This window comes from Alphaproteobacteria bacterium, from assembly GCA_039980135.1.
Classification (GTDB): Bacteria; Pseudomonadota; Alphaproteobacteria; order UBA6615; family UBA6615; genus UBA8079.
In genome coordinates, this window is the sequence record JBDXCV010000003.1 from 595,426 (window position 1) to 622,420 (window position 26,995).

The 26,995-nt window shown below is 62.1% G+C and carries 27 protein-coding genes; 12 read left to right on the forward strand and 15 right to left on the reverse strand.

What is annotated here, in order from left to right; genetic code table 11:
- Positions 1 to 9: 9 nt before the first annotated feature.
- Positions 10 to 582: a hypothetical protein gene (locus ABJ363_04735; GenBank protein MEP4378286.1), complete on the reverse strand. Its 573-nt coding sequence runs from the start codon at positions 580 to 582 to the stop codon at positions 10 to 12.
- Between the two features lie 152 nt (positions 583 to 734).
- On the opposite strand from ABJ363_04735, the gene ABJ363_04740 reads away from it, so the two are divergent.
- Positions 735 to 1,436, forward strand: a complete 702-nt coding sequence (locus ABJ363_04740; GenBank protein ID MEP4378287.1) for a GntR family transcriptional regulator — start codon at positions 735 to 737, stop codon at positions 1,434 to 1,436.
- Between the two features lie 118 nt (positions 1,437 to 1,554).
- The gene (locus ABJ363_04745; GenBank protein MEP4378288.1) at positions 1,555 to 2,778 is read left to right on the forward strand and encodes a M24 family metallopeptidase; all 1,224 of its coding nucleotides are present in this window, start codon (positions 1,555 to 1,557) and stop codon (positions 2,776 to 2,778) included.
- A gap of 14 nt (positions 2,779 to 2,792) precedes the next feature.
- On the opposite strand, the gene ABJ363_04750 is transcribed toward ABJ363_04745, so the two are convergent.
- Positions 2,793 to 4,568 (reverse strand): CocE/NonD family hydrolase, encoded by a 1,776-nt coding sequence (locus ABJ363_04750; protein ID MEP4378289.1) that lies wholly within the window; start codon positions 4,566 to 4,568, stop codon positions 2,793 to 2,795.
- A 259-nt stretch (positions 4,569 to 4,827) separates the two neighbouring features.
- Complete coding sequence (locus tag ABJ363_04755; GenBank protein ID MEP4378290.1) at positions 4,828 to 5,673, reverse strand: DMT family transporter; 846 nt, start codon at positions 5,671 to 5,673, stop codon at positions 4,828 to 4,830.
- Positions 5,674 to 5,913: 240 nt separating this feature from the next.
- Here ABJ363_04755 and yghU point away from each other — a divergent pair, with 240 nt between their 5' ends.
- Positions 5,914 to 6,756 carry a glutathione-dependent disulfide-bond oxidoreductase gene (yghU, locus tag ABJ363_04760; GenBank protein ID MEP4378291.1) on the forward strand — a complete coding sequence of 281 codons (843 nt, stop codon included), beginning with the start codon at positions 5,914 to 5,916 and terminating at the stop codon, positions 6,754 to 6,756.
- A gap of 29 nt (positions 6,757 to 6,785) precedes the next feature.
- Here yghU and ABJ363_04765 read toward each other — a convergent pair whose 3' ends face one another.
- Positions 6,786 to 7,394 (reverse strand): glutathione S-transferase family protein, encoded by a 609-nt coding sequence (locus ABJ363_04765; GenBank protein MEP4378292.1) that lies wholly within the window; start codon positions 7,392 to 7,394, stop codon positions 6,786 to 6,788.
- A 138-nt stretch (positions 7,395 to 7,532) separates the two neighbouring features.
- Between ABJ363_04765 and ABJ363_04770 the strand changes: the two genes are divergently transcribed.
- Positions 7,533 to 8,432 (forward strand): NAD(P)-dependent oxidoreductase, encoded by a 900-nt coding sequence (locus tag ABJ363_04770; protein ID MEP4378293.1) that lies wholly within the window; start codon positions 7,533 to 7,535, stop codon positions 8,430 to 8,432.
- A gap of 379 nt (positions 8,433 to 8,811) precedes the next feature.
- On the forward strand, positions 8,812 to 9,648 hold the full coding sequence (locus ABJ363_04775) for a cupin domain-containing protein (GenBank protein MEP4378294.1): 837 nt from the start codon (positions 8,812 to 8,814) through the stop codon (positions 9,646 to 9,648).
- An 18-nt stretch (positions 9,649 to 9,666) separates the two neighbouring features.
- On the opposite strand, the gene ABJ363_04780 is transcribed toward ABJ363_04775, so the two are convergent.
- Entirely contained in the window at positions 9,667 to 10,722 is a 1,056-nt protein-coding gene (locus ABJ363_04780; GenBank protein MEP4378295.1) for a zinc ABC transporter substrate-binding protein, read from the reverse strand.
- A gap of 130 nt (positions 10,723 to 10,852) precedes the next feature.
- Between ABJ363_04780 and ABJ363_04785 the strand changes: the two genes are divergently transcribed.
- The 4 genes from ABJ363_04785 to ABJ363_04800 all read left to right on the forward strand — a co-directional run bounded on the left by ABJ363_04785 (position 10,853) and on the right by ABJ363_04800 (position 14,179).
- Complete coding sequence (locus tag ABJ363_04785; GenBank protein MEP4378296.1) at positions 10,853 to 11,689, forward strand: metal ABC transporter ATP-binding protein; 837 nt, start codon at positions 10,853 to 10,855, stop codon at positions 11,687 to 11,689.
- Complete coding sequence (locus ABJ363_04790) at positions 11,679 to 12,497, forward strand: metal ABC transporter permease (GenBank protein ID MEP4378297.1); 819 nt, start codon at positions 11,679 to 11,681, stop codon at positions 12,495 to 12,497. Before ABJ363_04785 ends, ABJ363_04790 begins: the two co-directional genes overlap by 11 nt.
- A 4-nt stretch (positions 12,498 to 12,501) precedes the next feature.
- The gene (locus ABJ363_04795; protein MEP4378298.1) at positions 12,502 to 12,930 is read left to right on the forward strand and encodes a Fur family transcriptional regulator; all 429 of its coding nucleotides are present in this window, start codon (positions 12,502 to 12,504) and stop codon (positions 12,928 to 12,930) included.
- Positions 12,931 to 13,066: 136 nt separating this feature from the next.
- On the forward strand, positions 13,067 to 14,179 hold the full coding sequence (locus ABJ363_04800) for an amidohydrolase family protein (protein ID MEP4378299.1): 1,113 nt from the start codon (positions 13,067 to 13,069) through the stop codon (positions 14,177 to 14,179).
- Positions 14,180 to 14,256: 77 nt separating this feature from the next.
- Here the strand turns inward: ABJ363_04800 and ABJ363_04805 are convergent, their stop codons facing one another.
- From ABJ363_04805 to ABJ363_04825, 5 genes are all read right to left on the reverse strand, one after another.
- Positions 14,257 to 15,054, reverse strand: a complete 798-nt coding sequence (locus tag ABJ363_04805) for a DUF2971 domain-containing protein (protein MEP4378300.1) — start codon at positions 15,052 to 15,054, stop codon at positions 14,257 to 14,259.
- 294 nt (positions 15,055 to 15,348) lie between these two features.
- Positions 15,349 to 16,188, reverse strand: a complete 840-nt coding sequence (locus tag ABJ363_04810) for a sugar phosphate isomerase/epimerase (protein MEP4378301.1) — start codon at positions 16,186 to 16,188, stop codon at positions 15,349 to 15,351.
- Between the two features lie 80 nt (positions 16,189 to 16,268).
- Entirely contained in the window at positions 16,269 to 17,636 is a 1,368-nt protein-coding gene (locus ABJ363_04815) for a TRAP transporter large permease (GenBank protein MEP4378302.1), read from the reverse strand.
- A 32-nt stretch (positions 17,637 to 17,668) separates the two neighbouring features.
- Positions 17,669 to 18,196: a TRAP transporter small permease gene (locus ABJ363_04820; protein ID MEP4378303.1), complete on the reverse strand. Its 528-nt coding sequence runs from the start codon at positions 18,194 to 18,196 to the stop codon at positions 17,669 to 17,671.
- Positions 18,197 to 18,353: 157 nt separating this feature from the next.
- On the reverse strand, positions 18,354 to 19,439 hold the full coding sequence (locus ABJ363_04825) for a hypothetical protein (GenBank protein MEP4378304.1): 1,086 nt from the start codon (positions 19,437 to 19,439) through the stop codon (positions 18,354 to 18,356).
- A 314-nt stretch (positions 19,440 to 19,753) separates the two neighbouring features.
- Here ABJ363_04825 and ABJ363_04830 point away from each other — a divergent pair, with 314 nt between their 5' ends.
- Together ABJ363_04830 and ABJ363_04835 are read left to right on the forward strand one after the other, a co-directional pair.
- Positions 19,754 to 22,075, forward strand: a complete 2,322-nt coding sequence (locus ABJ363_04830; GenBank protein ID MEP4378305.1) for an amidase family protein — start codon at positions 19,754 to 19,756, stop codon at positions 22,073 to 22,075.
- A gap of 83 nt (positions 22,076 to 22,158) precedes the next feature.
- Positions 22,159 to 23,505 (forward strand): LLM class flavin-dependent oxidoreductase, encoded by a 1,347-nt coding sequence (locus tag ABJ363_04835; GenBank protein MEP4378306.1) that lies wholly within the window; start codon positions 22,159 to 22,161, stop codon positions 23,503 to 23,505.
- A gap of 291 nt (positions 23,506 to 23,796) precedes the next feature.
- On the opposite strand, the gene ABJ363_04840 is transcribed toward ABJ363_04835, so the two are convergent.
- Together ABJ363_04840 and ABJ363_04845 are read right to left on the reverse strand one after the other, a co-directional pair.
- Positions 23,797 to 24,306 (reverse strand): flavin reductase family protein, encoded by a 510-nt coding sequence (locus ABJ363_04840; GenBank protein MEP4378307.1) that lies wholly within the window; start codon positions 24,304 to 24,306, stop codon positions 23,797 to 23,799.
- Between the two features lie 23 nt (positions 24,307 to 24,329).
- Positions 24,330 to 24,641 carry a hypothetical protein gene (locus ABJ363_04845; protein MEP4378308.1) on the reverse strand — a complete coding sequence of 104 codons (312 nt, stop codon included), beginning with the start codon at positions 24,639 to 24,641 and terminating at the stop codon, positions 24,330 to 24,332.
- A 111-nt stretch (positions 24,642 to 24,752) separates the two neighbouring features.
- Between ABJ363_04845 and ABJ363_04850 the strand changes: the two genes are divergently transcribed.
- Positions 24,753 to 24,884 carry a hypothetical protein gene (locus ABJ363_04850; protein ID MEP4378309.1) on the forward strand — a complete coding sequence of 44 codons (132 nt, stop codon included), beginning with the start codon at positions 24,753 to 24,755 and terminating at the stop codon, positions 24,882 to 24,884.
- Here ABJ363_04850 and ABJ363_04855 read toward each other — a convergent pair.
- The 3 genes from ABJ363_04855 to ABJ363_04865 are packed head-to-tail and all read right to left on the reverse strand — an operon-like array spanning position 24,881 to position 26,993.
- A complete protein-coding gene (locus ABJ363_04855; protein ID MEP4378310.1) occupies positions 24,881 to 25,774 on the reverse strand; it encodes a DMT family transporter in 894 nt (297 codons plus the stop codon). The two genes, ABJ363_04850 and ABJ363_04855, sit on opposite strands and share 4 nt — an antisense overlap.
- 9 nt (positions 25,775 to 25,783) lie before the next feature.
- Positions 25,784 to 26,149, reverse strand: a complete 366-nt coding sequence (locus ABJ363_04860; GenBank protein MEP4378311.1) for a hypothetical protein — start codon at positions 26,147 to 26,149, stop codon at positions 25,784 to 25,786.
- Positions 26,150 to 26,177: 28 nt separating this feature from the next.
- Complete coding sequence (locus ABJ363_04865; GenBank protein ID MEP4378312.1) at positions 26,178 to 26,993, reverse strand: hypothetical protein; 816 nt, start codon at positions 26,991 to 26,993, stop codon at positions 26,178 to 26,180.
- Between the last annotated feature and the right edge of the window lie 2 nt (positions 26,994 to 26,995).

Sequence of the window (26,995 nt, forward strand, 5' to 3'; positions counted from 1 at the left end):
CGCTGCTCCCTATTCCCCTGAGCCGTCGGGATACTCCCCGCCGATCATGTCGAAGATCATGACGTTGTCGCCGCGTGTGCTGTCCCAGGAATGAAAATGGGCGAGCTGAACAACGATGTCGCCCTTGCGCATGGTGAATTCCGATTCCGGGAGCACATGGATTCGCTCGCCAAAGGTGACGATCCCATAGTCCACAGTCCGGGTCCGGTGCATGTTCCAGTGGCGGGCGCCCGGCAGGCGTTCAGACAAACCGCCCTCATTCATCGATGCGAACTGCTGGTCGGCTTCCTCCTGATCGACTTGGGCATCGTCCTCTTTCGCCGACTGAATAACCCTGAAATGTGCACCTTCGGCGGGCGGCGAATGGCTCATCGGCCGGTCGGCACCGTCACGCTCTCCGGCCAGCGGGGCCGGCGATGTATCGAACGTCCAGATTTCGTTGAAAACGATCGTGGATCCGCCGCCACGCGAGTACCGGTAGGGGTTGTCGCTGTCGTAAAGCACCGCCGACTTTCCGTCGGCGCGTGTTCCGGTGACGACCCGGCGGACGGGTCCGTTAATCCTGTCCTTCTCGCGGCTCATCTGACGTTTCCTTCGTTTGCACCTCTGAACCGGGCGCCTAGTACTGTATACAATCATAAATATTGTATACAGTCTTGAGCTACGAACCAATGACCAATTATCAACGCGCCTGAAGGCGCTCGACATTTCTGCCCGTTGGCGAGGCATTGCAGATGACCACGGACGAACACCCAGCCCGAAAGCTGCCACCCCGGCGGGCCGATGTCGAAATCACAAGCTGGCTGCGCGATTCGATCATTGAAGGCGATATCCCACCGGGTTCGCGGTTGTCGGAAACGAGCATCGGTAATGAACGGGGTGTCTCGCGCACACCGGTCCGTGAAGCGTTGCGTGTGCTCGCCTCGGAGGACCTCATCGTCTGGCAGCCGAACCGAAGCGCCGTCGTGAAACAGATCAGCGATCAGGCCGTCATCGAGGCGCTGGATCTTCTCGGTGCGCTCGAAGAGCTTGCCGTCCGTCTCGTCGCGACACTTGCCGATGATGAACAAATGGCGCGCCTTGAGGTCGCCTATGCCCGGTTCAGACGTCGGGCGCTCGACCCTGAAATTCCGAAATATTTCGGCGTGAACATGCACCTGCACTTGGCGCTCGTCGAGGCGTCGGGAAACGAAATGCTCATGCGTTTTCACAAGGCCGTGGTGACACAGCTCATTCGTGCGCGTCAGACGGTGAATATCACCGGTCGTTCGATGAGTTCATCGCTTCAAGACCATGGCGACCTCATGGAGGCCGTGTTTTCGAGAAATCCGCGAGCAGCGCAAAACGCGGTGATGGTCCATATCGAGGCAATGAAGCGGACCCTCGTGCTCGGTGACGGCGAACAGACCGATCCGGACGGCGCCAATCGACAATAACACGCCATTATTTCCAGCCGATCAGGAGCCGCTCGGTCACGCGCGAACGACCCCGGGAATACCCGGCCGCCGAGCAGCTTCAAGCGTTAATAAATTGAGCCACAGGAGGGAACGACCCATGGAATGTCCGAATTTTTTCTGGCCATGGTTTTCACCGGAAGAATATGAGCGCCGCTATACGCTGGTGCGTAAGGGGATGGAGGCAGAGGGTCTCGACTGCCTGCTGGTGTACGGCATCAGCCGCTCCCTGGGGATGGAGGTCGGACAGTCGAACCTCGTCTATCTGACGAGCGTTCCGTCGTTCAGCCAGTCCTACCTGGTGGTGCCGTTGCACGAGGATCCGACGATGTTCGTCGCGACCCCGAGCCACATCAAGAATATCCGCGACAACGCTGTCATTGATGATATCCGCGGGGCGGGATCCCTGTTCAAACAGTCGGGGGGTATGTCGTCGAATACCGGCCCGGTCATCGAGCGCCTGAAGGAACTTGGCCTCGAGAAAAAACGAGTTGGTATCGTCGGCGATTCAGGCTGGCTGAATATCAATCTGCCCCATGAGGCGCATATGACCATCACGGAGGGACTGCCGGACACGGAGTTCGAGGTGGTCACGCGGTGGTACGAAAACCTCAAGCTTGTCAAAAGCGAGGAAGAGATTGCCCGGATGCGAAAGTCGGCCGCGGTGACCGATGCCGTCTATGACGTCATGATGAACGCGGTCCGTCCCGGTGTCCGGCCCTGCGACCTCTACAGCATCATGGCGCGCACGGCGATCGAGATGAACGGGCGCCTTGCCTTGCACCATGTCGGCCGCACACCGATGAGCAATCCGGACATGGACTATCCGCATTTCTATCCGCTTACGACGCCGATCGAGATGGGCGATGTCGTGATGACCGAGGTCGCGGCGGGAATAGGCGGCTACTACGGCAAGATCTGGGGCACGTTCTTCATGGGCGATCCGACACCCGAATACGAGAAAATGTTCGAGCTTGCGGTATCGACCAGCCACAACCTGCACGCGGCGATCAAGCCTGGTGTGCAGGCGAAGGATCTGGTCCCGCTATGTCATGACGACATCCGGAAAGCGGGCTATCGGCCGAAAACCAGCATTTCAGGCTGGTCGACCATGAACGAACCGCCGGATATCCGGGCCACGGCCGATTCGGTGACCGAATCCGATTTTGTGTTCCAGAAGAACACCTGCGTGAGCGTCACCGGCTGGCCCATCAAGGATGACGAGACAATGGGTGTCTGGCTCGGCGATATCTGTGTCGTCAATGACGACGGCGCGGAGAATCTTCACCAGTACCCGATCCGGGAACTGAATGTCGTCACCTGACGTCGCCAGGACTATTAGGCCTTGGGCGGAATAACCGGCAACAGGAGAAACGGGTCTCTGCCGCCGCCGGCATGCAGCGTGACATCCGTATCGAATATTGCCGGCGGCCGGTTGTCCTCATCGTTGTGGGTCATGCCGCCGGTACCGCGAGTCGCGTAGTGGAATTTCTGCGCGAACTCCGAGAGTTCACCCTTGTACTCGTAGTCCTTGCCGCGCACCGAAAGGCAGAGGTCCCATCCGGCCGGCACGACGATGCACGATGTGAGGATCTCGACGTCGCACTCATAGACCTCACCGGGTTCCAGAGGTTCGGTCCGGTCGTGGGGATGGAAGGGGCGTTCCGGGCGGCTCTTTTCCGGATCGAGACGACGTTGCGAGGCGCGAAGCCAGCCATTCGCGATCGGTGTGTTGGGATCGGTTGACCCCATGAAGGTCACCTCTTCGCCATCGGGGTCAAACAGACGCACGATCAGGAAAAGGTCGGCATCATTGGTTTGTGACGACAGGAAGATCTTCGACGCCATCGGTCCGATGATTTCCATATCCTCGTCGCGCCGCGGTAGCCAGAAGTCCAGACCTTCGCCCATCGTCGCATACGTCGCCTCGGTCTCATCCTTGATGGGTTCGGTGACGAGGCGCGCATTGTCGAGATCGAGGTAGAATTTCGTCCATTGGGTGCGCGCGAGGGGCCATTCGTCTTCTTCGCGATAGACGAATTTCTCGCCGGGGTGCCGGATGTTCAGCATTACCTTCGGTCCGCGATCCCAGCCATTGTCCTCGCCTTTCAGGAAATGGTCGAAGAAGAGTTTCTGCAGGGCGCGTCCATAGTCGGTGTAGAACATCGACCAGTGCGAATCGCCATGGACCTCGAGCCATTTCTGCTTCGAGCTCGAATCCATATAGCCATTGAAGCTGCCCCGGGGGTGGATGCCCTGGCCGCCCCAGTTGGCGCAGGACAGCAGCGGCACCTCGATCTTCTCGAGTTCGGCGGCGCGGCTTTGATGAAACTCGTTGAACAGCGGGTTGGCCTTGATGTCGTCAAAGGTTCCGCTGCGATTTGCCAGCACCTCTTCCTCGGGCAGGGTGACGGGGCCGGCGACGGATTCGCCGGTATTCGGGTTCTTTCGCGCCCGATCGCCGTTGCCATACTGGGACCCGACGACCTGGACCCTCGACGATTGTTTCTGGAATTCACTCAGGATTCCGCCGTGATAGTCCGAATCCCGATAGGGATCCGCGACCCCTTCCCAGGGAATAATAGCCGCGAGGTGAGGCGGATGCTTGGCCGCAACGCGCCACTGGTTGCGGGCGAAATACGAAATGCCGAGCATGCCGACCTTGCCGTTCGACCATGGCTGGGTGCCGGCCCATTCGATACAGGCATACACATCCTGGACTTCGCGCGGCGACATGTTCTGCATGTAGCCCGGCGACCAGCCCGCGCCGCGCGAATCGACCCGGATCACCACATAGTCATGGGGTATCCAGCGTTCGGGGTCCGTCACTTCCCAGTTCTGATACTTGTTCGTCGAGCCTTCGAGAACTTCCGGATAATCCTCGATCATTTTCTGCCACTGCAGGGCGAACCCTTCCTGGAAAGCCACACCCTTGCCGAAGGCGCCATAGGTCAGGATAACCGGATACTGACCGTCCTCGATCGGCTGAAACATGTCGGCGCGCAGCACGTTGCCGTCATCCATCTCGATGGGTTCATGCCATGTGACTTTCATGCCATCGCGGACTTCCGTCCGGTGATAGGCGTCGGCGGGGTCGGTCGGTTTATCGGTCATTGCATCTCTCGCCCTTGTGTTTTTGTCGGTGTTTTTTTCGGCGCGTATTCGTCGGATAGTGATAAATCCGATGCCTTCCGACGTGCCTTCCGTCACACGTCTGTCCCGCCTATTCGGCCCCGATAATATGTATCGACCGCATGGCTGAAAAGCGCCCTCACCTCATGCCTTCACCAACTTTCGCGCATAGCTCGCGGGTTCGGAATGCGGCGGACGCCAGTTCGGGTCTGGCGGGCGGCAGCATTCTTTCCGCGAATGATCATCGTGCGAAGCGCAGCAGGATGGCGCCTGTGAGCGTGATGACGGTTGAGGCGACCTTGGCCAGGTCGAGCCGTTCCTTGAGGAAAAACACCCCGATCAACAAGGCGGCGATGATGCTCGTCTCGCGCAGCGCCGTGACCAGTGCGATCGGTGCCTGGGTGAAGGCCCAGACCACCAGCGCGTAGGCCGCGAAGGACGCCGGTCCGCCGAACAGGAAGGCGCGCGGCCCCTCCGTCGGGATGCGCGTCAGCAGGCCCGGCTTCATGACCCGCATGATGGCCGCAAACAGCACGGCGTTGACCAATGACAACCAGGCGTAGAAGCCCACGGCGGTTCCGGCCTCGCGTGCGCCCAACCCGTCATTCAGCGAATAGCCGGCGATGAAACAGCCGGTGACGAAGGCCAGGGCCGCGGCGCGCGGGTTGCGCAGCCCGTCGCGCTGGCGCACGAGGCTCAGGCTCATGATGCCGATGGCGATCATGAACACGGGCAGCAGCTGGCGCGTTGTGAGCGCGACGCCCAGCACCAGCACCGAAACAAGCGCCACGAGGATCGGCGCCGTGCCTCTGGCAATGGGGTAGACCTGCGTCAGGTCGCCGATCCGATAGGAATTCAGGAGGAACAGCTGGTAGCCGATATGGAGCACCATGCCGGCCAGAAAATACGGCCAGCTGGCGAAATCCGGCAGCGGCGCGAAGAGTATCGCGACGATGGAGATGGGAATGTGACCGAGCACGACCGCGGTCATGCCGAGATGCTTGTCCGCGCCGCCCTTGACGACCGCGTTCCAGGTGGCGTGCAGAAGTGCGGCGACCAAGACGATGAGAAAGACGGTGGTTTCCATATTGGCGTCCTCGGGCGCGGATCAGGCGCGCGCCCGATTTGACCCGACATCAATACCGGATCGGCCGGTGCGTTTGGGAAATTTGATGCGCGGCATGGACATACCAGCTCATTCTCGTTGGTCAGACACGTTGCGTCGCGGGCGTCTTTATCCGAAATTGACAGTGCGATCATCAGGTCCATATGACCCTCAACGCGTTTTCATGCGCGAGGGTCCGATCACAATTGGAAAGCGATAATCATGGCCGAAGAATCTTCATACACCCCGGCGAAAGTCTGGACGTTTGACAAGGAGAATGGCGGCAGATGGGCCGGCCTGAACCGGCCGATCGCCGGCGCCACCCATGACAAGGAACTGCCGCGCGGCAAGCATCCCCACCAGCTCTATTCCCTGGCCACGCCGAACGGCGTCAAGGTGACCGTGCTGTTCGAGGAGCTCCTCGCGTTGGGCAAGGAAGAGGCCGAGTATGACGCCTGGCTGATCAGGATCGGTGACGGCGACCAGTTCGGCAGCGGCTTCGTGGAGGTCAACCCGAACTCCAAGATTCCGGCGCTGATGGACTACAGCACCAAGACCCCGACGCGGGTGTTCGAGTCCGGCGCGATCCTGCTGTATCTGGCCGAAAAATTCGGTGCGTTCGTGCCGACGGAACAATCGGCACGCGCGGAGTGTCTGTCATGGTTGTTCTGGCAGATGGGCAGCGCACCCTATCTGGGCGGCGGCTTTGGCCATTTCTACCACTATGCGCCCTTCCCGCAGGAGTACCCGATCGATCGCTTCACGATGGAAGTGAAGCGTCAACTTGACGTGCTCGACCGGAATCTGGCCGACCGGCAGTATCTGTGCGGTGACGACTACAACATCGCCGATATCGCCACCTACGCCTGGTACGGAAACCTGGTGCTGAACAATCAGTACGAGGCCGCCGAATTCCTCGACGTGGCCTCCTACAAGAACGTTGTTCGCTGGGCCGAAGAGATTCAGGCCCGCCCTGCGGTGCAGCGGGGCCGTCGCGTCAACAAGACCTCCGGCCCCGAAGAGCTGCAGGTGCACGAGCGCCACGAAGCAAGCGATATCTCCTGAGCGGGGAAGCTGAGGCGGTCGCGCGCGGTCTAGGCGGCGACGACCGCCTTCACCGTGTCGCGGGCGCGCATGCGCTCGAGCCATGCGGTGACGTTGCCGGTCTTTTTCAGCAACTCGATGCCTTCGGGGGCCATCGAAAGGTAGTCGACGACCGGCACGTAGAAGCAGTCGGCCAGTGTCAGCGCGTCGCCGGCAAAATACGGCGACTGCCCGAGAACTTCGTCGATGACAGCAAGGCTTTTCTCGGCGGCCGGGATGCCGGCCGCGATCATCGCCTCGTCGGACGGGTCACGGAGCAGGCGCTGGATGACAATCTGGCGCATCACCGGCGGGTCGAAATAGGCATTGTAGACCGAGATCCACTGGTCCATGTGCGCCCGACCAGCCGGGTCGGCCGGCTGCAGGGCGGGGCCGTCGAAGGCCTCGTCGATATAGCGGGTGACTGCCAGAGTTTCATACAGGCAAACATCGCCATGGGTCAGCGCCGGGAGCTTGCCCCAGGGGTGGCGGGCGAGTTGCTCCGGGGTCTGCGGTCGTGCCGGGTCGAGGGTGAATTCGACCCCTTTCTCGGCGAGCGTGATAAGGCAGGTGCGTACGAGGTTGCTGCGCGGTGCACCATGTAGAATCAGCTCGGGCATGATTGATCTCCTGAAGTGTCGGGCCGAGACTATCACCGAATGCGACCGGCGCGATGCCGGGGATCGTTGCGTTGCCTTGGTAGCGCGCGGGTCATACTGTCCCGCGGCGTGCGCAGGATGAAAAAATCGGGGATGGAAATGGCTGAGAATTTAAACGACACGGCGACGGCGCCTGAACGGGTCGTGGTGATCGGCGCGGGCGGTTTCGTCGGTTCGGCGATCGTAGTGGCGGCACGTGACCGCGGTTTCACGGTGCTGGAACTCGGCCGGGGCGAGGTCGATCTGCTGGCGGACGGCGCGGCCGACACACTGCGCGGCATGCTCCAGCCCGGCGATGCGGTGGTGTTCGTGTCGGCGCTGGCGCCGTGCAAGGACTATGCAATGTTCGATCAGAACATCCGCATGGCGCGGAATGCATTGGACGGCCTGACGGGCCTGCCGCTGGCGCAGCTTCTCTATATCAGTTCGGACGCGGTCTATAGCGACTTCGATGGCTCGCTGACCGAGGCGTCGGTGACGGCACCGGACAACCTCCACGGCCAGATGCATGTGGCGCGCGAGACGATGTTTTCGGCCGCGCTCGCGGAATCGAATCCCGACACGGTGTTCGCGTCGCTGCGCCCGACATTGATCTACGGTGCCGGCGATCCGCACAACGGCTACGGCCCGAACCGGTATCGTCGTCTGGTGCTGGCGGGAGAGAATATTTCCCTGTTCGGCAACGGCGAGGAACGCCGCGACCATGTCAGCGTCCTGGATGTTGCCGAGCTCGCGGTGCGCATGCTCGAACATCGGACCAGAGGCGCGCTTAACGCCACCACCGGCACAGTGGCGTCATTCCGCGATCTGGCCGAGATGACAATCGGTTTCGCCGACCAATCGATCGAAATCGAAAATCTGCCGCGCTCGGGGCCGATGCCCCATAACGGCTATCGGCCGTTCGAGCCGTCTGAAGTCAAACGCCTGTTTCCGGATTTCGCGTTCACCGATCTGGAGGCGGGCCTGCGCGCGGCCTTCAACGAAGTGCGGGATACCTAGGCCGGGCTGCCACGGGAAATTTCTGGCCGCTAACCGAATTTTAGACATTGTCCGCGATACATATGGCGCGTCTGGAAAAATTCGGTGATCCCATGCCCTATGTAACGATCGATGGCCCTGTTTACGAACGTTCCAAACCCCGCCGGGGTGCACACCTTGTCTTCCGGGCGTTGGTGCTTGTCTGTGCCGCGATCGGGATCGTCGGTATCATTCTGCCCTGAATGCCGTTGACGGCAATGGTCGTCTGGCTCCCGGTTGCATCTGTCACGCGCTGACCGAACAACCTGGAACGGTCCCTGGCCGCTGATTCTTCGGGTCCCATTGCTGTGCACATCCCTGGGCCTTAGAGTCGGGCCAGACAACACAGGGGAGCCGGACCATGGCGACGTCCAAATACTTCACTCACATCAATGACGTGACCCCGGAGAACATGGACGCCGGCGACGGCTGGCTGATTACCGAGTTCCGCCTGCCCTTCAGCGACCGTCAGGGATTGGGCACGACCATGTTTCACGCGCGGTTCAATCCCGGTGCCGTGCACAAGAAGCACAAGCACGAGAATTGCGAAGAGATCTATTACATCGTCAGCGGCAGGGGCATTGCCGGCGCGGGCGGTGCCACGGAAGAGATCGGTGCCGGGCATTTCCACTATGTGCCGGCCGACACCGAACATTGGTTGGCCAACGAGAGCGACGACGAACCCATCGTGGTGATCGGCTGGTATCTCGGCGCGGGTAACGTGGCGGCCACGGGTTATGTCTATATGGGCGATGTCACCGAGGCCGATCTCAAGGGCCCCCACAAGGGCTACGATGTGGGTTCGCTGGTGAATGTCGCCGACGTCGCCCCGTCCGATATGAGCGGGATTGAGGGCTGGGGCGGGTCCGAATTCCGCGCCTGCCTTGGCGCCGCACAAGGCATCGGCCACTCGACATGGCAACCGGTGCTCGCGGGCGGTCAGGCCCTGAAGGCCCACCGGCACAACAAGGCCGATGAATATTATCTGGTGACCTCCGGCGCGGGCCGGGCCGGGATCGGTGATGCGGTCGCCGATCTGAGCGTGGGGTCGTGCGTGCATGTCCCGGCGGGAACCGCACACTGGTTCCAATCGACCGGCGCGGACCCCCTGATCACGGTCGGCCTGCACGAGGGCGTGGATTCGCTCGTAGCGGGCGGCTTCGAGGCGCTCGGCGATATTCCGGCCGCGGCCGAATAGGGACCACCCCGTCGGCGGCTACCCCGTCGGCGACAGGCAGGCGCGCATCGACGCGGCCATGTCCCGCATCAGCGTGAAGTAGAGATCCGGCCCGTTGGGGATGCCCGCGCCTAGCGGGTCCAGCACGCCCGCCTTTGCCGCGGTGCCCTCGGTCACGACATTCACGAGCCGCGGCGTGAACTGCGGTTCGGAAAACACACATGTGGCGCCGAGCTCTTCGACCTTGTGTCGAATGTCGCTCACACGCTCCGCGCCGGGGATCACCTCGGGGCTGACGGTGATGGAACCCGCGGCATTCAGGTCGAAACGGCGCTCGAAATGCTGGTAGCCGTCGTGGAACACAATGAAGGGCCGCTCATGTACCGGTTCCAGGGTCTGGCGCAGCTCCGCGGTTAGACCATCGATGCGTGCCTTCAGAGCCTCGGCATTGGCCTCGTAGCGCGCGGCGTTGGCGGGATCGGCGGCACTCAGCGCCTCGGCGATCTCGTGGGTCATCGCCTTGGCATTCTCGGGGTCGAGCCAGATATGCGCGTCACGCCCTTCACCGCTGTGATCATCGTGTCCGTGCCCTGCGTGTTCGTCTTTCTCGTGGTCGTCGTCGTGACCGTGCTCGGCGTGGTCTTCTTTTTCGTGGTCGTCGTCGTGACCGTGTTCGGCGTGATCTTCATCCTCATGGTCATCGTCGCCATTTTCGTCATGGGCGTGGTCTTCGAAGGGGCCGCCTTCGCGGAAGGACGCGTGTTGCAGGCCGTGAGCATTCATGAGGGTGACGACGCGCGCATCCTTTCCGAGAGAATCGATCGGTCGGTCGAGGAAGGCCTCCATCCCGGGCCCGATCCAGAAGATGACATCCGCATCCTGGAGCGTGCGGGCGTTCGAAGGACGCATGCTGTAGGTATGGGGCGAGCCCGCCCCCTCGATGACCAGGGACGGGGTGCCGACCCCCTGCATGACGCCGGCGACCAATGCGTGGACGGGCTTGATCGAGGCGACAACGGAGGGCGTGTCCGCATAGGCGCTGGTTCCCAGCAATGCCAGTGACCCGGCCAGAAGGCATGTTCGGTTCAATTTCATATCTCTCGTCCCTGTGGCGTGTTCGCCGCCGTGTGGTTGTCCATAAATGTAATGTCATAACATTATTGCGTGATGGTATAACGTGTGCGATCACCCGCTTTCAAGGTTCTTGTACGAAATACGGTGTGGAATGCTCGACCGAACGACATCGTTGGTGACGCTGGAGAATGTCGGCCTCAATCGAGGTGGCCGCTGGCTGGTGCGCGGCATCGATCTGGCGGTTCGCCGCGGCGAGTCCGTGACCCTGATCGGCCCGAACGGGTCGGGGAAGTCCACGACGGCCAAGATCGCCCTTGGCCTCCTCGCCCCCGATGAGGGCCGTGCCGCGCAGGCGCCGGGCCTGAAGGTCGGCTACGTGCCCCAGAAACTCTCGATCGACTGGACCCTGCCGCTCACGGTGCGCCGCTTCATGTCCCTCACCAACAAGGTCAGCGACCCGGAGGTGCGGGACGCCCTCGAAACGGTGGGGATCGTGCACTTGGCAGATGCGGAAGTGCGCCATCTTTCCGGCGGTGAGTTTCAGCGCACACTGTTAGCCCGCGCGATCGCCCGCAAACCCGATCTTCTGGTCCTCGACGAGCCGGTCCAGGGCGTGGATTTCACGGGCGAGATCGCGCTCTACGAGTTGATCGGCAACATTCGTCGAACGCTGGGCTGCGGCATCCTGATGATCTCCCACGACCTGCATGTGGTGATGGCCGATACCGACAGTGTGGTTTGTCTGAACGGGCATGTCTGCTGTCAGGGGCCGCCGCAGATGGTTGCCGAGAATCCGGAGTATCTCGCGCTGTTCGGATCGCGTGCAGCGGGGGCGCTTGCCGTGTACGAACACACGCACGACCACACCCATCTGTCCGATGGCACCGTCCGGCATGCAGACGGTTCGGTCACCGATCATTGCCACCCCGACGACGGGCATCACGGGGCAGAATCCGAAGACAGTCAGGCGCATGACCATGCTGGATGATTTCTTTGTCCGCGCGCTCGTCGCCGGCGTCGGCGTGGCACTGGTTGCCGGTCCGCTCGGCTGCCTGATCGTGTGGCGCCGGCTCGCCTATTTCGGCGACACGCTCTCCCACTCGGCGCTGCTGGGCGTGGCGCTGGCGCTGTTGCTGCAGGTCAATATCACCGCCGCCGTCTTCGCCGTCTCGGCCCTTGTGGCCCTGTCGCTGCTTTCGTTGCAGCGGCACGCCAGCCTGTCATCGGATTCCCTACTCGGGCTGCTCGCCCATTCTTCGCTTGCCCTCGGTCTGGTGGCGCTCGCCTTTCTCCCTTCGGTGCGTGTGGATCTCCTGGGCTTTCTGTTCGGGGACATACTCGCGGTCTCGAACCTCGATATTGCCGTGATCTATATCGGCGGCGCGGCGGTTACGCTTGTGCTGATATTCGTCTGGCGGCCGCTCTTCGCCGCGACGGTGAATTACGAACTCGCCGAGGCGGAAGGCATGAAGCCCGCCCGTGCGAACGTGATCTTCATGCTCCTCATGGCGACGGTTATCGCGATTTCCATGAAAATCGTCGGTGTTCTTCTGATTACCGCGCTGCTGATCATCCCGGCCGCCACGGCACGCCGCATGGCATCGGGCCCGGAGGCAATGGCCCTGATCGCGATCGTGCTGGGGGTCGTCGCCGTGGTGGCGGGCCTGTTTGGCTCCCTGGAATGGGATACACCATCCGGCCCCTCGATCGTCGTCGCGGCCCTGATCCTCTTCCTGTTGGCGTTGCTGCCGGCAGCAGGCATAATCCGTCCACGCCCGCCCAGCCAGGGAAGCTGAGTCCATGAATGCCGCCGCCGCGCCACAGACCCAACCTGACCTGACCCGCAACCAGGCGCTGGTGTTCGGGGCGCTTCAGGAGGCCGACACGCCACTCAGCGCCTACACGATCCTCGACCAACTCCGCGACGACGGCCTGCGGGCGCCGTTGCAGATTTACCGGGCACTCGACAAGCTTGTCGCGTTCGGCCTTGTGCATCGTCTCGAAAGCCTCAATGCCTTCGTCGCCTGCAACCATCCGGCCGGTGAATCGTCCGGCGAATCTCACGGCGCGGCGGCGTTTGCGATCTGCGAGAATTGCGACAGCGTGGCCGAGTTTGCCGAGCAGGATGTGACCGAGCGGTTGCGCAGCCTGGCCCGGGCCGAAGGGTTCGAATCCCACAGCACGGTGATCGAGTTACGCGGTTTGTGCGAAGCCTGCCGCGCGGCGTAAGCAGGGCCACCGTACCGGGCCACCTTACCCGACCATCGTACCGGGGCATCTTTCACCAAGTTACGCTTGACGCCACGCCCCCCGTTTGGGACACCCGCACCTCGAATTCCACAAAAAGAAAATTGGAGGCGCGGCCATGGCCGGCAATGTTGCAAATATCGATCCCTATGGTTCCAGCAAGGGCCGGGTTCATCCCGATCACTACCAGCGCCCGGACACCCTGATCGTCGACATCCATGGCCACATCATGACCGAGGGTATCGATGAGGAAGTCCGCAAGCACGTGCCCGCCATGTCCCTGGACGCGGTCAAATATGCCAGCCCGCTGACCCGTGAAATCAGCAAGAAGCAGAATGAAGACCGACATGAAGAGCTGACCGGTGTGACCAAGCGCCTCGAAGATATGGACAAGATGTGCGTCGACGTGATGGCGATGTCGCCCCAGCCGCCGCAGATGCATTATGACGCGCCGGATGCGCTGGGCCAGGAAACCGCCCAGAAGGTCAATGACAACATCGCGCGCGCCGTGTCTGAGGCGCCCGACCGGCTGGTCGGCCTCGGTACCGTGCCCCTTCAAAACACCGACATGGCGCTCAAGGAGCTGGACCGGCTGATTGGCGAGCTCGGCTTCAAGGGCATCCAGATCGGCGCCCAGGTCGGTCAGGACGAGCTGTCCGCCGAGCGCCTTGAGCCCTTCTGGGCGAAATGCGAGGAGCTCGACATTCCGATCCTGCTCCACCCGACGTCGTTTGCCAGTGAGCGTTTCGGCGCACACTACCTGACCAACATCATCGGCAACCCGCTCGATACCACGGTCGCGATCCACTACCTGATCTTCGACGGTGTGCTCGCCCGTTACCCGGGCCTGAAGATCGTCGCGGTTCATGGCGGCGCCTTCGTGGCGGCCTATGCCGCGCGCATGGACCACGCCTGGGGCCAGCGCGAGGATTGCTGCCTGCACATCGACCAGCCGCCGACGAGCTACCTCAAGCAGATGTATTTCGATACGACGGTCTTCTCAACAGACCAGCTCGATTTCCTCGCCAAGAAATACGGTGCGGACAAGATCGTGCTCGGCACCGACTATCCGTTCGACATGGCCGATTACGACCCGACCGAACACATCATGGGTCTGGAAGACTTCTCGGCGACCGACAAGGAAGCCATGTGCGGCCTCACCTCTGCCGGCCTCCTGAAGATCGACGTTAACGACTTCGCCCGCGCCAAACCCCAGGAGAACTGGAGCTAAGCGCCGCTGCCGGGAATATCGTTTCAGAGTGCGCGAAAGCCGCCGGGTGACCGGCGGCTTTTTTGCATGTGGTTGGATCAGGTCCTAAGTGGAATTTCTGAGAAGTAAACTTTTGAACTAGCGTCTTCTACCCCGAGCTCAGAGAGCGTAGTAGCGAATGCTTCGTAAATTTGGAAATGATAGTCCGACGGTCCGATAATAACTCGATCTAGAATCTCTGGAATCTCGGCGCCGACCAGTCCTTGGTCAGGTATGTTCACAAGAGGAATCTTCTTCACTATTTGAGGGACGCCTTCAATTACTTCGACTGCCGTTTCCAGGTGGTCCACTTTGCCTGTGAAGGCGCCTGGCAAGTGTATCAGTCTCCATTCTCGCTCTTCGTGGAATCCAGGATTCTTGGAACAAGTTACCGCGAACAAAAGTGTAAAAAATATGTACGCAACTATGTGTTCTCGCTGGACAGTTTTCAGGAATTCTTGTTCTGACCGAATGTTTTCCACGATTTTTATGAAGTCACCTAAAAACTCTTCCTCATCTACGTATGCGACAGGACTTGAGTAAACTTTGAGGGCATCAGATTCAGATCGAAACACATCTGGCTTTAAAACAAGTGCTACGCCTATGTCTCGCTGATAGGCGCGCCACATGGAGAGGCGCCCGTACTTGTCTTCGGATTGGTCATGTTCGGAAAGGCAGGTGATGAAGGTCGAAGTTCTTATCCGATCTATCCAATCATCGAAGAGCCCGATTGTTTCTTCTGCCAACTTTGGGGAAACGGCGTTCAGCGCATTGAAGAATGAATCTTTGCGCTCCTCCTCAGCAAAGCAGTTTCGAAGGTTCTCAAATCCGTGCTCAACCTCCGAAATGTCGTTCATGCATCGTGCATTCCTCATCCAGACTTTGCTCGAGCGGAGAATGCTGATGGCATTTGATGCCGTGGTGTAGTGAACAAAGCGGTTCCCACTTTCAAAAAATTTATCCATTCGCTCTTGGGCGCGAGGTTGGAAAATTTTTGCGAGTCGCGAGAAGTCGGTTTGATGTTCCATGTCCAGACTTTCGAACGTTCGAGTAGAACTCTCTTTAACGTTAAAGATTTCGGGTGAGTCTGGAAGAGTTTTGAACCACGAGAGAATTGCCGAATGACCAGCGGCTTTCTCGTTTGCGGTGCGCTAGGGCACGTCCCCGAAAATCTCCCGGTGTCGCGCGATGGCGACCTCGATCACCTCGTCGGGGTCGCGCTGCCACCAATTGCGCTCCGAGAAGAGTTCCAGCTCGTCGAAGCCGTCGAAACCCGCCGCGCGGACCTGATCGCCCAACACACGCAGGGGGATCACCCCGTCGCCGGGCATGCCCCGGTCCGAGCCGTCCGCGGCGGTGGTGTCGCGCAGCCAGTCGCTGATCTGGAACGACACGATGCGGCCCCGCGCAGCTTCAATCGACGCCGTCAGGTTCGGGTCCCACCAGACATGATAGGCATCGACGATCAGGCCCGTCCCGTCACCCAATTCTTCGCAGACCGCGTTGGCCTGGGCCAATGTGCTCCAGACGCAGCCGCTGGCCACGCGCATGGGGTGGATCGCCTCCAGCGCCAGGCTGACACCTGCCGCGCGTGCTTCGGGCAGAAGTTTCGCGACCGCGTCGCGGGCGCGGGCGCGGGCGCCCGCCAGATCAGTTGAGCCTTCGGGAAGGCCGCTGGAGATCATCGCCAGGTTGGTGGCCTGCAGTTCGGCTGCCAGCGCGATGGCGCGGATGTTTTCCTCATGGTTCGCCGCGATCCGGGCCGGGTCGTCTTCGGTGAGTGAGGCGCAGCGCGACACGCCGAGCACCTTCATGCCGGCATCGGAAATGAGCCGGGCCGCATTCGTGATGCCGTATTCCTCTACCAGGGAGCGGCGCACGGTGAGAGCGGGGATGCCGTGCCGGGCATAGCCTTCGACGGATTCGACGAAGCCCCATTTGCGTTCGGTTGTGCCCTGATGCATCGCAAAGTTTGCCGGTGCGGTTTCCATGTTCTCTTCCCCAGGTGATGAAAAAGCCGCCGGGCGGACCCGACGGCTTTTGGCATTCTTAATCTAGTGTCGCGTCAATGCTACGGGAATAACGCGTTGGGCAATAATGTCGCGATCTCCGGGAAGCGGACGAGCAGCGCCATGGCGGTGAGCATGATGATCCAGTAGGGGATCGAGCTCTTGAAGATGGTCATCACGTTCATATTGGGATCGATATCCTGGATCGCCGATTTGACCGTGTAGACCAATAGGCCAAAGGGCGGCGTCAGCAGCCCGGCCTCGATGGCGATGATCGCGATGATGGCAAATGCGATCGGATCATAACCCAGCTGGATGGCGATCGGCGAGAAGATTGCCGCGGTCAGGAGCATGATCGAGATCGAATCGATGATCATCCCCAGCGCGAACCAGATCAGCACCATCACGGCGATGATCATCCAGGGCTCCATGCCCGAGCCGATGAACAGGCTCTCGATGGCGTTCGCCATGCCGGTCATCGCAAGCGTGCGCGAATAGAGCGAGGCGGCGACCAGCAGCAACAGGATCGGCGCCGACGTCTTGCCCACCGACAGGACCGCGTCGATGAAGTCCCGGAATTTCATGCCCTTGATGAGCGCCAATATCAGACCGATGAACGCACCCGCGCCCGCGCCCTCGGTCGGCGAAAAGATGCCGAACCAGATGCCGCCCAAAACGGCGACGATTACGGCGACGATGCCGAACAGGCTGATAAAGAACTGGGTCGTCGAAACGTCGGGCGTTTCTTCGCCCGGTTCCGCAACGGCGGCTGCCGGGTTCTGAACGACGCCGACACCGACAACGCTGGGCTTCAATAGCGCCATGGCGAAGACATACATGATGAACATGGATGTCAGCATCAGGCCGGGCAGGATCCCGCCCGCGAAGAGCTGACCGATCGATTGCTCGGTCAGGATGCCCCAGACGATCATGAGAACGCTCGGCGGGATGAGCATGCCCAGGCAGCTCGACCCGGCCACGGTGCCGAGCGCGAAGCCCGGGTGATATCCGAAGCGCTTCATCTCCGGATAGGCGATGCGCGAGAAGGTGGCGGCGGACGCGATGCTGACCCCCGTCACGAAGGAGAACAGCGCGTTGCCCAGGACCGTGGCGATGCCGAGCCGGCCGGGCAGGTGGCGCAGCATGCGGTTCAGCCCGCGATAGACATCCGTGACGGTACCCGATTTGCTGATGAATTCACCCATCAGCAGGAACAGGGGTATCACGGCGAACACGAACTCGCGGATCGCCTCATAGGCGGTCGCGGCGAGCATGCGCTGGACGGTGTTGAAGGCGTAGCTGTCGGCCCCCGTCACCAGGAAAATGCCGAGCGCGCTGGTCATGCCCAGGGCGATGGCGATGTGCACGCCGATGGCCACCAGGGTGATCAGGCACACGATCAGCAGGATTGCGGTATTGGCTTCGAACACGTCGGTGGTTCCTTATTCGTCGCGCGGCGGGGCTAGTGCTGCGGCGTCGCATCCGGATCCACTTCGGAATCCAGCAACTCGGGTTTGAAAAGGTCGGCATAGGCCATGACGAGATAGTTGATCATCGCCAGGGCGCTGCCGCCGATCACGGTCCAGCGCGCGGGCCAGGACGGCACGCGCAGCGCGCCTTCGCCTTCATATTCACCTTCGACGAAGGAGGAGATGCTCTCCTCCCAGCCGCCGGTGATGATCATCAGGAAGAAGGCGGCGCCCAGCAGATAGCCGATTGCGGCGAGTGCGCGCTGGACACCCGGCGAGAGATGGACGACGAGGAAGTCGGCGCGCAGCATGGAGCGGCTGCGGATGGCATAGCCCGCCTGCAGGAACACGATGATCACGATCGAGGCCGTGACGAGTTCCGTGGTCCCGTTGATCGGGGCGGCGAAAGCGCCGCGTCCGATGACATCCGCGAGAATCATGAAGGTGAGGCCAAAGGCCCAGATTGCGGCCAGCACCATCAGAAATTTGGAGATGCGGTCGCTCAGCGTAATCAGGTTCATTTTGTCTTCCCTCAGATGCCGCGTGGCGCATCGACGTTCGGAAGGTGTCAGGGGTCACCGGGCAATTCCGGCCCCAATGAACGACCGGCTGGAATCCCCGTCACAGGGCCCCAGCCGGCTATTCAGTCAGATCGGCACGGGCCGATCAACCCATGCGCTACTTGATGGTGTAGCGCACGGGCCATTCGTAGCCCTGCTTTTCGGCAGCGGCCAGATAGTCATTGAGAATGGCCTTGGCCGGGAAGCCCTTGCCTTCGAGCTCGTCGGCATGCTTCTGCGGCCAGTGAGCCAGACCTTCGGCCCAGCCCTGACGTACTTCGGCCGGCAGGTCGGTGACGGTGATGTTCTCACGCAGCCACTTCATGTCCTTCTCGTAACCGGCCTTGTTGCCGGTGCCGGTCAGGGCCTGGAAACGGCCTGCCACTTCCTGGACGATCGGCTTGGCGTCGGCCGGGAGACGATCCCAGAACCGGTTGTTGACCGTCAGGCCATGCCAGGTGATCGAGCCGAAGCCGATGGTCGTGTAGTACTGGCCGACCTCATGGAGCTTGAACACGGGACCCCAGGCGCTGGGGAACATGATGCCGCCCTCGGCAACGCCCGTCTTGATCTTCTGGTACCAGCCCGGGAGACCGTCGGTCACCGGAATGATGCCGATACCGGCCTGTTCCATCCAGTTCAGGTTGAGGCCCGCACCCAGGATCTTGTGACCCTTGAGATCTTCGAGCTTCTTCCAGGGGAAGTTGGTGCCGAGGTTGTAACCGCCGTCGCCGATGATGGCGATGAGGGTCTGATCGAAACCCTGGAACCGCTCGGCCAGGCTCGGATACTTCTCATAGATTTCCGCGGCTGCGGCGACACTCTGGACCGGATCCATGGTGCCGAAGGGCAGCATGATCTGGAACGCGTGCATCGGCAGCTTGGAGGCCTCGAAGCAGTAGCAGAAGCCGCCGATGTCGACGACGCCGTTCTGGACGCCTTCGAAGGTGTCGAACACCTTGACGATCGAGCCGCTGTAACCCTCGATGAAGTTGACCGTGTGATCGGTCTTGGCCTCGATGGCCTTCTTCAGTTCGGGCTGGAAGAAATTCTTCATCAGGCCCGCATACACGACGGTCGGCGGATGGCCGGACGCGATGCGGATATTGATCGTGTCCGCGACCGACGGGGCGCTCGCGGCGACCATCGAGCCGGCGATCGTGCCGGCGGCGAGGGCCAGTTTCATGTTCTTAAGGTATTTCATCGCGATTCCTCCCGGGGTAGTGCGACGTATGGAAAACGTTTGACGTGTTGCGGGATGGTTCACGCGTTCGCGCGCCTCCCGACGTTATGGTTGTACAAGACTAGACCAACGGGACGCTCCCGGCGACCCGTCTGCGTCGGAATCCTTGTCCATGCAGGCACAACTGTACGGAAATCTCGGTCACAAGGGATGGATTTTATCGCCGGTCCCCATTTTGTGATCGCCGGATGGGCATTGGCCATCTCGCGCGCCCTGGCCGCTGGATTTTTGCCCCCATCCATTCCACTATCGGACCAGATTGATGGGGGACGTTCATGGCCACGAAACCGGGGAATCCCGACACATCCTTCGACGTGGTCGAAGCGACGATCGATGATTTGCACGCCGCCATACGGGACGGTGCCACGACCCTGGTCGAGGTGGTGCAACAATATATCGACAGGGCGAAGGCCTATAACGGCGTCGCCGGCATGCTCGTCACCGAAGACGGCCAGCCGGTTCCCGAGGCGACCGGGACCGTGCGCGCCGGTGCGGCCCTGACATTCCCGACCGAGACCGTCGCGGCGTCCGATGTTCTGCCCGACCTCGACAAATATGCCGGCCCGCCGCTGGAGTACGGCCGGATGGAAGCAACGGCGTCGGACCCCGACGTGCAACAGCAGTTCGGCATGCTCCGGGGGGTTCCTGAGGGCGGACAGCTCAACGCCCTGCAGACCCTGAACATCCGCGGCGAACGGTCCGTGACCTGCAAGGGCGATTTCGACCGGCATCCGTCCGAAGGCCCGTTGCCCGCGGGTGCGCCGCCGGTCTGCGAGATATTCCGCCAGATGCCCGATGCGCTGGAGCGCGCCGCCGAACTCGATGCGGAATATGGCAACGACCCCGATCTCGAGGCGATGCCCATGTATGGCGTGGTCTTCTCGTTCAAGGATCCGTTCGACACCAAGGACATGCGCTCGACCGGCGGTGCCGACGCCGCCTATGACATCGACTTTCCCGCCCGCGACCACACGCTGGTGGCACAGCTGCGCAACAAGGGCGCGATCATCTTCGCCAAGGCGGTGCTGACGGAATATAACGGCCGGGCGGGTGACCCCGGGGGCACGCACAAACGCGAAAAGGTCCTGCCATCGACGGTTGGGTACCAACGCTCGACCTGGGCCGGCAACCCCGCCAATCCCTATGATACGACCCGCGCCGCCTCGCTGGGCTCTTCGTCGGGTTCGGGTGTTTCGGTGTCGGCAAACCTGGTGATGGCGAGCCTCGGCGAGGAAACGCGCGCCTCGACCCGCGGGCCGGCCAATCACAACTCGGTTGCGTTGATCCTGCCGCACAAGGCGCTCATTTCATTCCACGGCAACGCGATCGGCGCCGATATCCAGTGCGATCGCACGGGCATCCTGTGCCGGCGGGTCGCCGATTCGGCCAAGGTGCTCGATGCGCTGAAGGACCCCGAGGACGGCTACTATGATCCCCGCGATCCCTGGACTGCGGTGCCGCGTTCCGGCGTGCTCGACGGCTACGCGAAACACATCGCCGACGGCGCGCCCGGCGTGCTCACCGGCATGCGTATCGGGATTGTCCGGGAATCGATGATCGCGACGCCGGGTTCGAAAACCGAAGGGCCCATCACCACCGCGGCGGCCACCGAAATCAAGGCGGTGCTGGCCGATACACTGAGCGCGACCCTGGTCGAATCCCGGCATTCGCGTTGGGAACCCGACCCCGACTGCGAGCAGATGACGGTCGATTTCCGGACCGCGCTATGCCGCATGGTGGGCATCTTCATGCCCAATCTGATGTTCTATCTGAAGCCCGACGGCACACCACTCTATCCCGAATTCGCCGCGGCGATCGAACCGACCGAGTTCGCCCCGGGCAAGATGTTCGGGTCCGGTGAATTGACGCCGATGGAGTATTTCGTCGGCCTGTCGGAGGGCCGGATCGAACCGCCGGCGGATTTCGACATCCGCAATATCCAGCCCCAGGCGCTGGCCCACACCTTCCAGTTCCACATCGCGCAGTATCTGATGCGGCGTAGCACGGACTGGGCGGCGATGGGCTTCGAGGAGACGCTCGCGACGTGGTCGGATCTGAACGCGCGCTCGAAATTCTGGGGCGAGGATCACCGGGCCGGGTTCGCGAACTGGGAAGAAACGGCGGATCCGCGCAACAAGCTGGGGCAACGTCAGGGCATTGACGAGCGGATCATGCTCCGCGAGCTGTTGCGGCGCATCGACATGATGGTGATCCTCGAGAACAAGCTCGATTGTCTCGTCCGGCTGCACACGCCCTGGGCACCTGCCGTCATCGGTGGCGCGCATCAGCCGGCGGGCGGGCCGAACAATCTGGCGCTGGAATCGCTGTACGGGCCGAACGCCGGCCTGACCGAAATCCTGATCCCGGCCGGTTTCGTCACGACCGTCTATGATCCGGTGTTCAAACTCTCCGAGGATGGTACGCGCTACGAGAGCCACCATTCCGATGTCGCGACCGAGCTGCCGGAACCCGGCCTGCCCTTTTCGCTGACCTTCCGGGCCGAACCCGGCATGGAGGATGTTTCCCTGAAGGTCGCGTCGGCCTATGAGGCGGCCTCGAACCGCCGCGTGCCGCCGCCGGCCTTCGGTGCGCTGTAATGGCGTTTTGACCTGTTGGCCGGGAGGCCTATTTTGTATCTCGTCCAAGCAACCGCCACCGACCGGCGACAAATGAGGCAGCCATGACCGACAACGGCCGAATGCATCTCGCGGCGTTCATGCGTCCGATCAGTATTCACACCGGCGCGTGGCGCTATCCGGGCGGCACCCCCGACGCCAACTTCAACTTCCCGGCGATCGTGAAATATGCCCAACGTCTGGAGGAGGCGAAGTTCGATGCCTTCTTCATGGCCGACCATCTGGCGATGCTCAACATGCCGATGGATGCGCTGAAGCGCAGCTCGACGGCGACCTCGTTCGAACCCTTCACCCTGCTGTCGGCCCTGTCGATGGCCACCGAGAATCTCGGCCTGATCGCGACCGGCTCGACGTCGTTCGACGAACCCTTCCATCTGGCGCGCCGGTTTGCCTCGCTCGACCATATCAGCGGCGGGCGTGCAGGCTGGAACATCGTCACCACATCGAACCCCGACGCGGCGAAGAATTTCGGCCTCGAGGAGCATCTCGACCATGGCGAGCGCTATGCCCGTGCGCGCGAGTTCTACGATGTGGTCACCGGCCTGTGGGACAGCTGGGCCGATGACGCCTTCATTCGCGACGTGGAGTCAGGCGTCTACTTCGATCCGGACAAACTCCACACCCTCGATCACAAAGGCGCGTTCTTCTCGGTGCATGGCCCGTTGCATGTCGCGCGGCCGGTCCAGGGCTGGCCGCTCATCGTGCAGGCGGGGGGATCGGAGGCCGGGCGCCAGCTCGCCGCCGAGACCGCCGAGGCGATCTTCGCGGCCCAGCGGACGATCGAGGACGGACGCGAGTTCTACGCCGATGTGAAGGGCCGGATGACGAAGCTCGGCCGCAACCCGGACCATCTGAAGATTCTGCCCGCCTGCCTTGTGGTGGTCGGCGACAGCGTCGAGGAGGCCCGCGAGAAGCGTGCGGTACTCGATTCGATGGTGCATCTGGACAGCGCGATTGCGTCGCTCTCGATTTCGCTCGGGCATGACGCCTCCAAATTCGATCTCGACGGGCCCTTGCCGGATATCCCCGAGACCAACGCCTCCAAGAGCGGGCGCGAGCGGGCGATCCGGTTGGCCGAGGCGGAGAATCTCACGGTGCGCCAGTTGGCCCAACGCATGGGCGGTTATTCGGGGCTTGCACTGGTCGGCACGGCCGAAACCATCGCCGACGACATGGAAGAATGGATCGAGACCGGGGCCAGCGACGGTTTCACCATTATGTTCCCGTTCCTGCCCGAGGGTCTCGACCTGTTCGTGGACCGTGTGGCGCCCGAGCTGCAGCGGCGTGGCTTGCTGCGAACCGAGTATGCAGGCAAGACCCTGCGCGAGAATATGGGCCTGCCGCGCCCGGAGAACCGGTTCTTCGCGGCGACCAACGAGGCCGCGCAGTAGGTCTGCCGGACGGGCGGGACACAGACCCACCCCTACATGTCTCTGGCGCATTCCGGTGAAACCCGCCGATATATGCATTCGAGACTATCTGTAGGGGCGGGTTTCAAACCCGCCCGCATTCAAGAAAATTTTATCGTCATGCGCGGACTCGATCCGCGCATCTCGGCGACCCTTCGTGACGCCCGCTTCGCGGGCTCCTCAGGGTGAGAGCATTTCCTTTTAGCTTCATGCTGAGGCGCGTTCTGACGAAACGCCCTTCAAAGCATCCGGGTAACGAAATCACCTTGATTGCTAATCCAGATACCCGCCGCGGAAATACACCAGCGGTGCGGCATCGGGATCACCACCGACGGCGACAACCCGGCCAATCGCCAGAATGGTGCCGTGGCGTTCGAGCGTTTCCTCGAGCCGGCAATCCATGACACCGACGGCGCACTTGTAGACCGGTGCGCCGGTCGCGAGCGAGGACCAGCTATGGGCGTCGAACCGGTCGGGACCCTTGATGTCGCTCTTGCCCGAGAAAAGGTCGACCACGTCCTCGGTGCCGCGCGGCAGATAGTTGATGGCGAAATGGCTCGAGTCCCGGATCGCGCCGAGCGCCGACGTGCGGGCATCGATCGACACCAGCATGGTCGGCGGGTCGGCGCAGACATGGGTGGCCGACAGGCCGAGGAAGCCCGCAGGGCCGGCGCTGCCGCGCGCCGTGACGATGGTCGCCGCCACCGCGCGCTGGCCGACCGCTTGCCAGAAGGCGCCAATATCGATGTCGGCATTGCCGGCGCCCGTCCCGTCCGTTCCCATCATGTGCTCCCGTGTCTGCGCGGCTAGGCCTTCTGACCCCGACTCTCGATGCGGTCGTTGATCCAGTCGGAGTAAATGTCCACGGCCAGCCAGATCGCCTGCGCCGCGGCGTAGTTCAACATGCCGAACAGCCAGGGGAACTCGAAACCGCCCGCGAACCAGACGCCCGCGGCCAGGAAAACGGCGATGCAGATGATGGCCGAGGCGATATTCGTGGCAACGAGCCGGGAGAGCTTGCCCTCCCATTTTTTGGTGAGCCGGAAGATGATCCGGCTGACCAGGAAGCTCGGCACGAACGCCGCCGCGAAGAACCCCATATTGAAAACGAAACCCAAAGGGACCTCACAAGTCGATCCAAACGTGTCACTAGCATACAATGCGCGCACGCGTGGCCGAACCGCATTTCGGCGTTATCTGTGATTTTTCGCTCCCGAGGGAACCGATTTATGGATGAGCAGACAAAAAGCGAAGAGCGGCCCGCTTCGGGCCGGCTGATGCTTGCGGCGGTTCTGACCGTGGTCGGGCTCGGCGCGGCGGCGATGCTGGTTTTGGCCGCGGCGTCGGTCGTATTCCGCTAGGCGGTCCTGCGGCGCCGTGCGCGGCTTTCGCGGTGCGCGATATAGGTGGCGCTGGCGACGATGATGCCGCCGCCGACCCAGGTCCAGATTTCCGGCTGTTCGCCAAACAACGTCAGGCCCAGTAATGTCGCCCAGACCAGTTGCAGGAACTGGATTGGCTGGGTGACCGTGATGTCAGCCGAGCGAAACGCCTGGGTCAGGGTTACATGGCCCGCTGTGGCGCAGACGGCCGTCGCGAACAACCAGCCCAGTTCGACCAGCGTGGGGGTCCGCCAGACAATCATCGCGGGCGGCAGTAGGGTCAGGGTCACGAAGATCGACAGATAGGCGACGATGGCCGGGCTTGATTCCGTGCGGGTCAGGCGCTTGGCGATCAGGAACGAGCAGGCAAACAGGGGCGCGGCCACCAGCTGCGCGACCGACCCGATGCTGATTTCCTGGAAACCCGGCTGCAGCACGACAATCGCACCGCCGAAACCGATCAACACAGCGCCGACCCGGTACAGGTGGAGTTTCTCGCCGAGAAACAGTGCCGCGCCGAGCGTGGTGAAGATCGGGGCGGTGAACCCGAGCGCGGTGACCTCGGCGATGGGTATCTTCGCCATCGCGAAGAACCAGAGCATTACGCCGATCCCATGGATGAGGCCGCGCACCGCATACAGTCCCATGGTGTTTCGGTCGCGGATGAAATACCCGACCTTGAAGAACACCGGCGCCAGCAGCAGCAAGCCGAACACGTAGCGGATGAATGCGGCCTGAACCGCGCTCATGTCCGTGCCCAGATGGCGCACGATCCCGGTGACCGCCACGAACAGGACGCCGGTCGTCGCCATCCAGAAGATGCCGCGGAGGTTTCCGTTGATACGCGAACCCGCGTCGCTGACCGACATCGCGTTGGGTCAGGATGGCCGCGACGCGTGGCCGATGGTCACGAAGGCCTGCAATATCAACAACAGCGACAGGACGAAGACCGGGCCGTCGGGTGCGTTGGTGCGGCCGCCGACGAACGCGTTTGCGGCCAGTCCCACGACCCCGATGACCAGCGCGACCAGTGCTGCACGTTTCAGGAGGCGGGCCTGGTCATGGGTCGGCCGGATGAGTTGTCGCCAGGTGACTACCGAGGTGCCGATCACCAGTACGGCGACCGTGGCACGGGCCGAGCGCCAGATGGTGAGGCCGTCATCGCCGGTCACGGACAGATAGATCGTGTACAGGGCGCCGAGCCCGGTCAGGCTCGCGATCAGGAGGAGTGCAGCGCGGTTCATACCCGCGTCATAGCACGGGCGAATGCGCTTATCGTCCGAAAAGCCGTTTGATCCCGGTGCGGTCGCGCGGCGGCAGGCTGTGTTCTGCGTCGATCTCGCCTTCAACCACCCGGTCGTCGACGCGATACAAATGACAAAGCACATGGTCGACGCCCGTCTCGGCACCGAAGGGAAGCGCGATCACGCCGCAATTGATCGGGCCGGCGCCCGTGGGTACCGCGTCGGTTTCGTGGACCGGCCCACCGGTGATCACCACTTCGCGTCCCAGGCCGACGATCCAGTCGACGGTCATGGCATCGATGGGGATCGCGGATGTGGGGCCGCCGGCGGTCGGCGCGAACATATGTGCGACCTCCAGCCCGGGGCGGCGGCCGCCCTCGGTCACCCGTAAAAGAAGACTGTTGGGCCATTGTCCGGCGATCGTGACCGGGTCGACATCGGACATGTTCGGGCGCAGGCGGTCGGCTGCCAGATGTTCCCAGAGATCGATCATGGCCGACGGCGCCACATGGGCATGCCGGCGTGCGGCGGCCCCCGTCGTTTCGAGAGTTTGAGTTTGCGCAGAGGGAAAGGCCCGGCGTGGCGCGGACGGGGTAGTGTCGGCGCATAGTTCGATGACGGTGGAGGTGTCGGCCTTGTCGGGAATCGTCGTCGGGTCGGTTTGCGCTATCTCGGCACACGCGGTCTCGGCATGTGCGCTCTTGGCATGTGCGGTCTCGACGTGGACGGCTGGCATGGTGCGGCGGGCGGCATGCCGGATAGACACCCGGGTCAGCGACGCGGCGGGTGCCCGGGGGTCGGTTTTCGCGCCATCGGCGCGCGCTGTCTGATCATGCTCGGTCATTA

Coding starts and splice junctions, on each gene's coding strand:
- ABJ363_04735 (MEP4378286.1), bottom strand. CDS start 582: ATGAGCCGCGAGAAGGACAGGATTAACGGACCCGTCCGCCGGGTCGTC.
- ABJ363_04740 (MEP4378287.1), top strand. CDS start 735: ATGACCACGGACGAACACCCAGCCCGAAAGCTGCCACCCCGGCGGGCC.
- ABJ363_04745 (MEP4378288.1), top strand. CDS start 1,555: ATGGAATGTCCGAATTTTTTCTGGCCATGGTTTTCACCGGAAGAATAT.
- ABJ363_04750 (MEP4378289.1), bottom strand. CDS start 4,568: ATGACCGATAAACCGACCGACCCCGCCGACGCCTATCACCGGACGGAA.
- ABJ363_04755 (MEP4378290.1), bottom strand. CDS start 5,673: ATGGAAACCACCGTCTTTCTCATCGTCTTGGTCGCCGCACTTCTGCAC.
- yghU (MEP4378291.1), top strand. CDS start 5,914: ATGGCCGAAGAATCTTCATACACCCCGGCGAAAGTCTGGACGTTTGAC.
- ABJ363_04765 (MEP4378292.1), bottom strand. CDS start 7,394: ATGCCCGAGCTGATTCTACATGGTGCACCGCGCAGCAACCTCGTACGC.
- ABJ363_04770 (MEP4378293.1), top strand. CDS start 7,533: ATGGCTGAGAATTTAAACGACACGGCGACGGCGCCTGAACGGGTCGTG.
- ABJ363_04775 (MEP4378294.1), top strand. CDS start 8,812: ATGGCGACGTCCAAATACTTCACTCACATCAATGACGTGACCCCGGAG.
- ABJ363_04780 (MEP4378295.1), bottom strand. CDS start 10,722: ATGAAATTGAACCGAACATGCCTTCTGGCCGGGTCACTGGCATTGCTG.
- ABJ363_04785 (MEP4378296.1), top strand. CDS start 10,853: ATGCTCGACCGAACGACATCGTTGGTGACGCTGGAGAATGTCGGCCTC.
- ABJ363_04790 (MEP4378297.1), top strand. CDS start 11,679: ATGCTGGATGATTTCTTTGTCCGCGCGCTCGTCGCCGGCGTCGGCGTG.
- ABJ363_04795 (MEP4378298.1), top strand. CDS start 12,502: ATGAATGCCGCCGCCGCGCCACAGACCCAACCTGACCTGACCCGCAAC.
- ABJ363_04800 (MEP4378299.1), top strand. CDS start 13,067: ATGGCCGGCAATGTTGCAAATATCGATCCCTATGGTTCCAGCAAGGGC.
- ABJ363_04805 (MEP4378300.1), bottom strand. CDS start 15,054: ATGAACGACATTTCGGAGGTTGAGCACGGATTTGAGAACCTTCGAAAC.
- ABJ363_04810 (MEP4378301.1), bottom strand. CDS start 16,188: ATGGAAACCGCACCGGCAAACTTTGCGATGCATCAGGGCACAACCGAA.
- ABJ363_04820 (MEP4378303.1), bottom strand. CDS start 18,196: ATGAACCTGATTACGCTGAGCGACCGCATCTCCAAATTTCTGATGGTG.
- ABJ363_04825 (MEP4378304.1), bottom strand. CDS start 19,439: ATGAAATACCTTAAGAACATGAAACTGGCCCTCGCCGCCGGCACGATC.
- ABJ363_04830 (MEP4378305.1), top strand. CDS start 19,754: ATGGCCACGAAACCGGGGAATCCCGACACATCCTTCGACGTGGTCGAA.
- ABJ363_04835 (MEP4378306.1), top strand. CDS start 22,159: ATGACCGACAACGGCCGAATGCATCTCGCGGCGTTCATGCGTCCGATC.
- ABJ363_04840 (MEP4378307.1), bottom strand. CDS start 24,306: ATGGGAACGGACGGGACGGGCGCCGGCAATGCCGACATCGATATTGGC.
- ABJ363_04850 (MEP4378309.1), top strand. CDS start 24,753: ATGGATGAGCAGACAAAAAGCGAAGAGCGGCCCGCTTCGGGCCGGCTG.
- ABJ363_04855 (MEP4378310.1), bottom strand. CDS start 25,774: ATGTCGGTCAGCGACGCGGGTTCGCGTATCAACGGAAACCTCCGCGGC.
- ABJ363_04860 (MEP4378311.1), bottom strand. CDS start 26,149: ATGAACCGCGCTGCACTCCTCCTGATCGCGAGCCTGACCGGGCTCGGC.
- ABJ363_04865 (MEP4378312.1), bottom strand. CDS start 26,993: ATGACCGAGCATGATCAGACAGCGCGCGCCGATGGCGCGAAAACCGAC.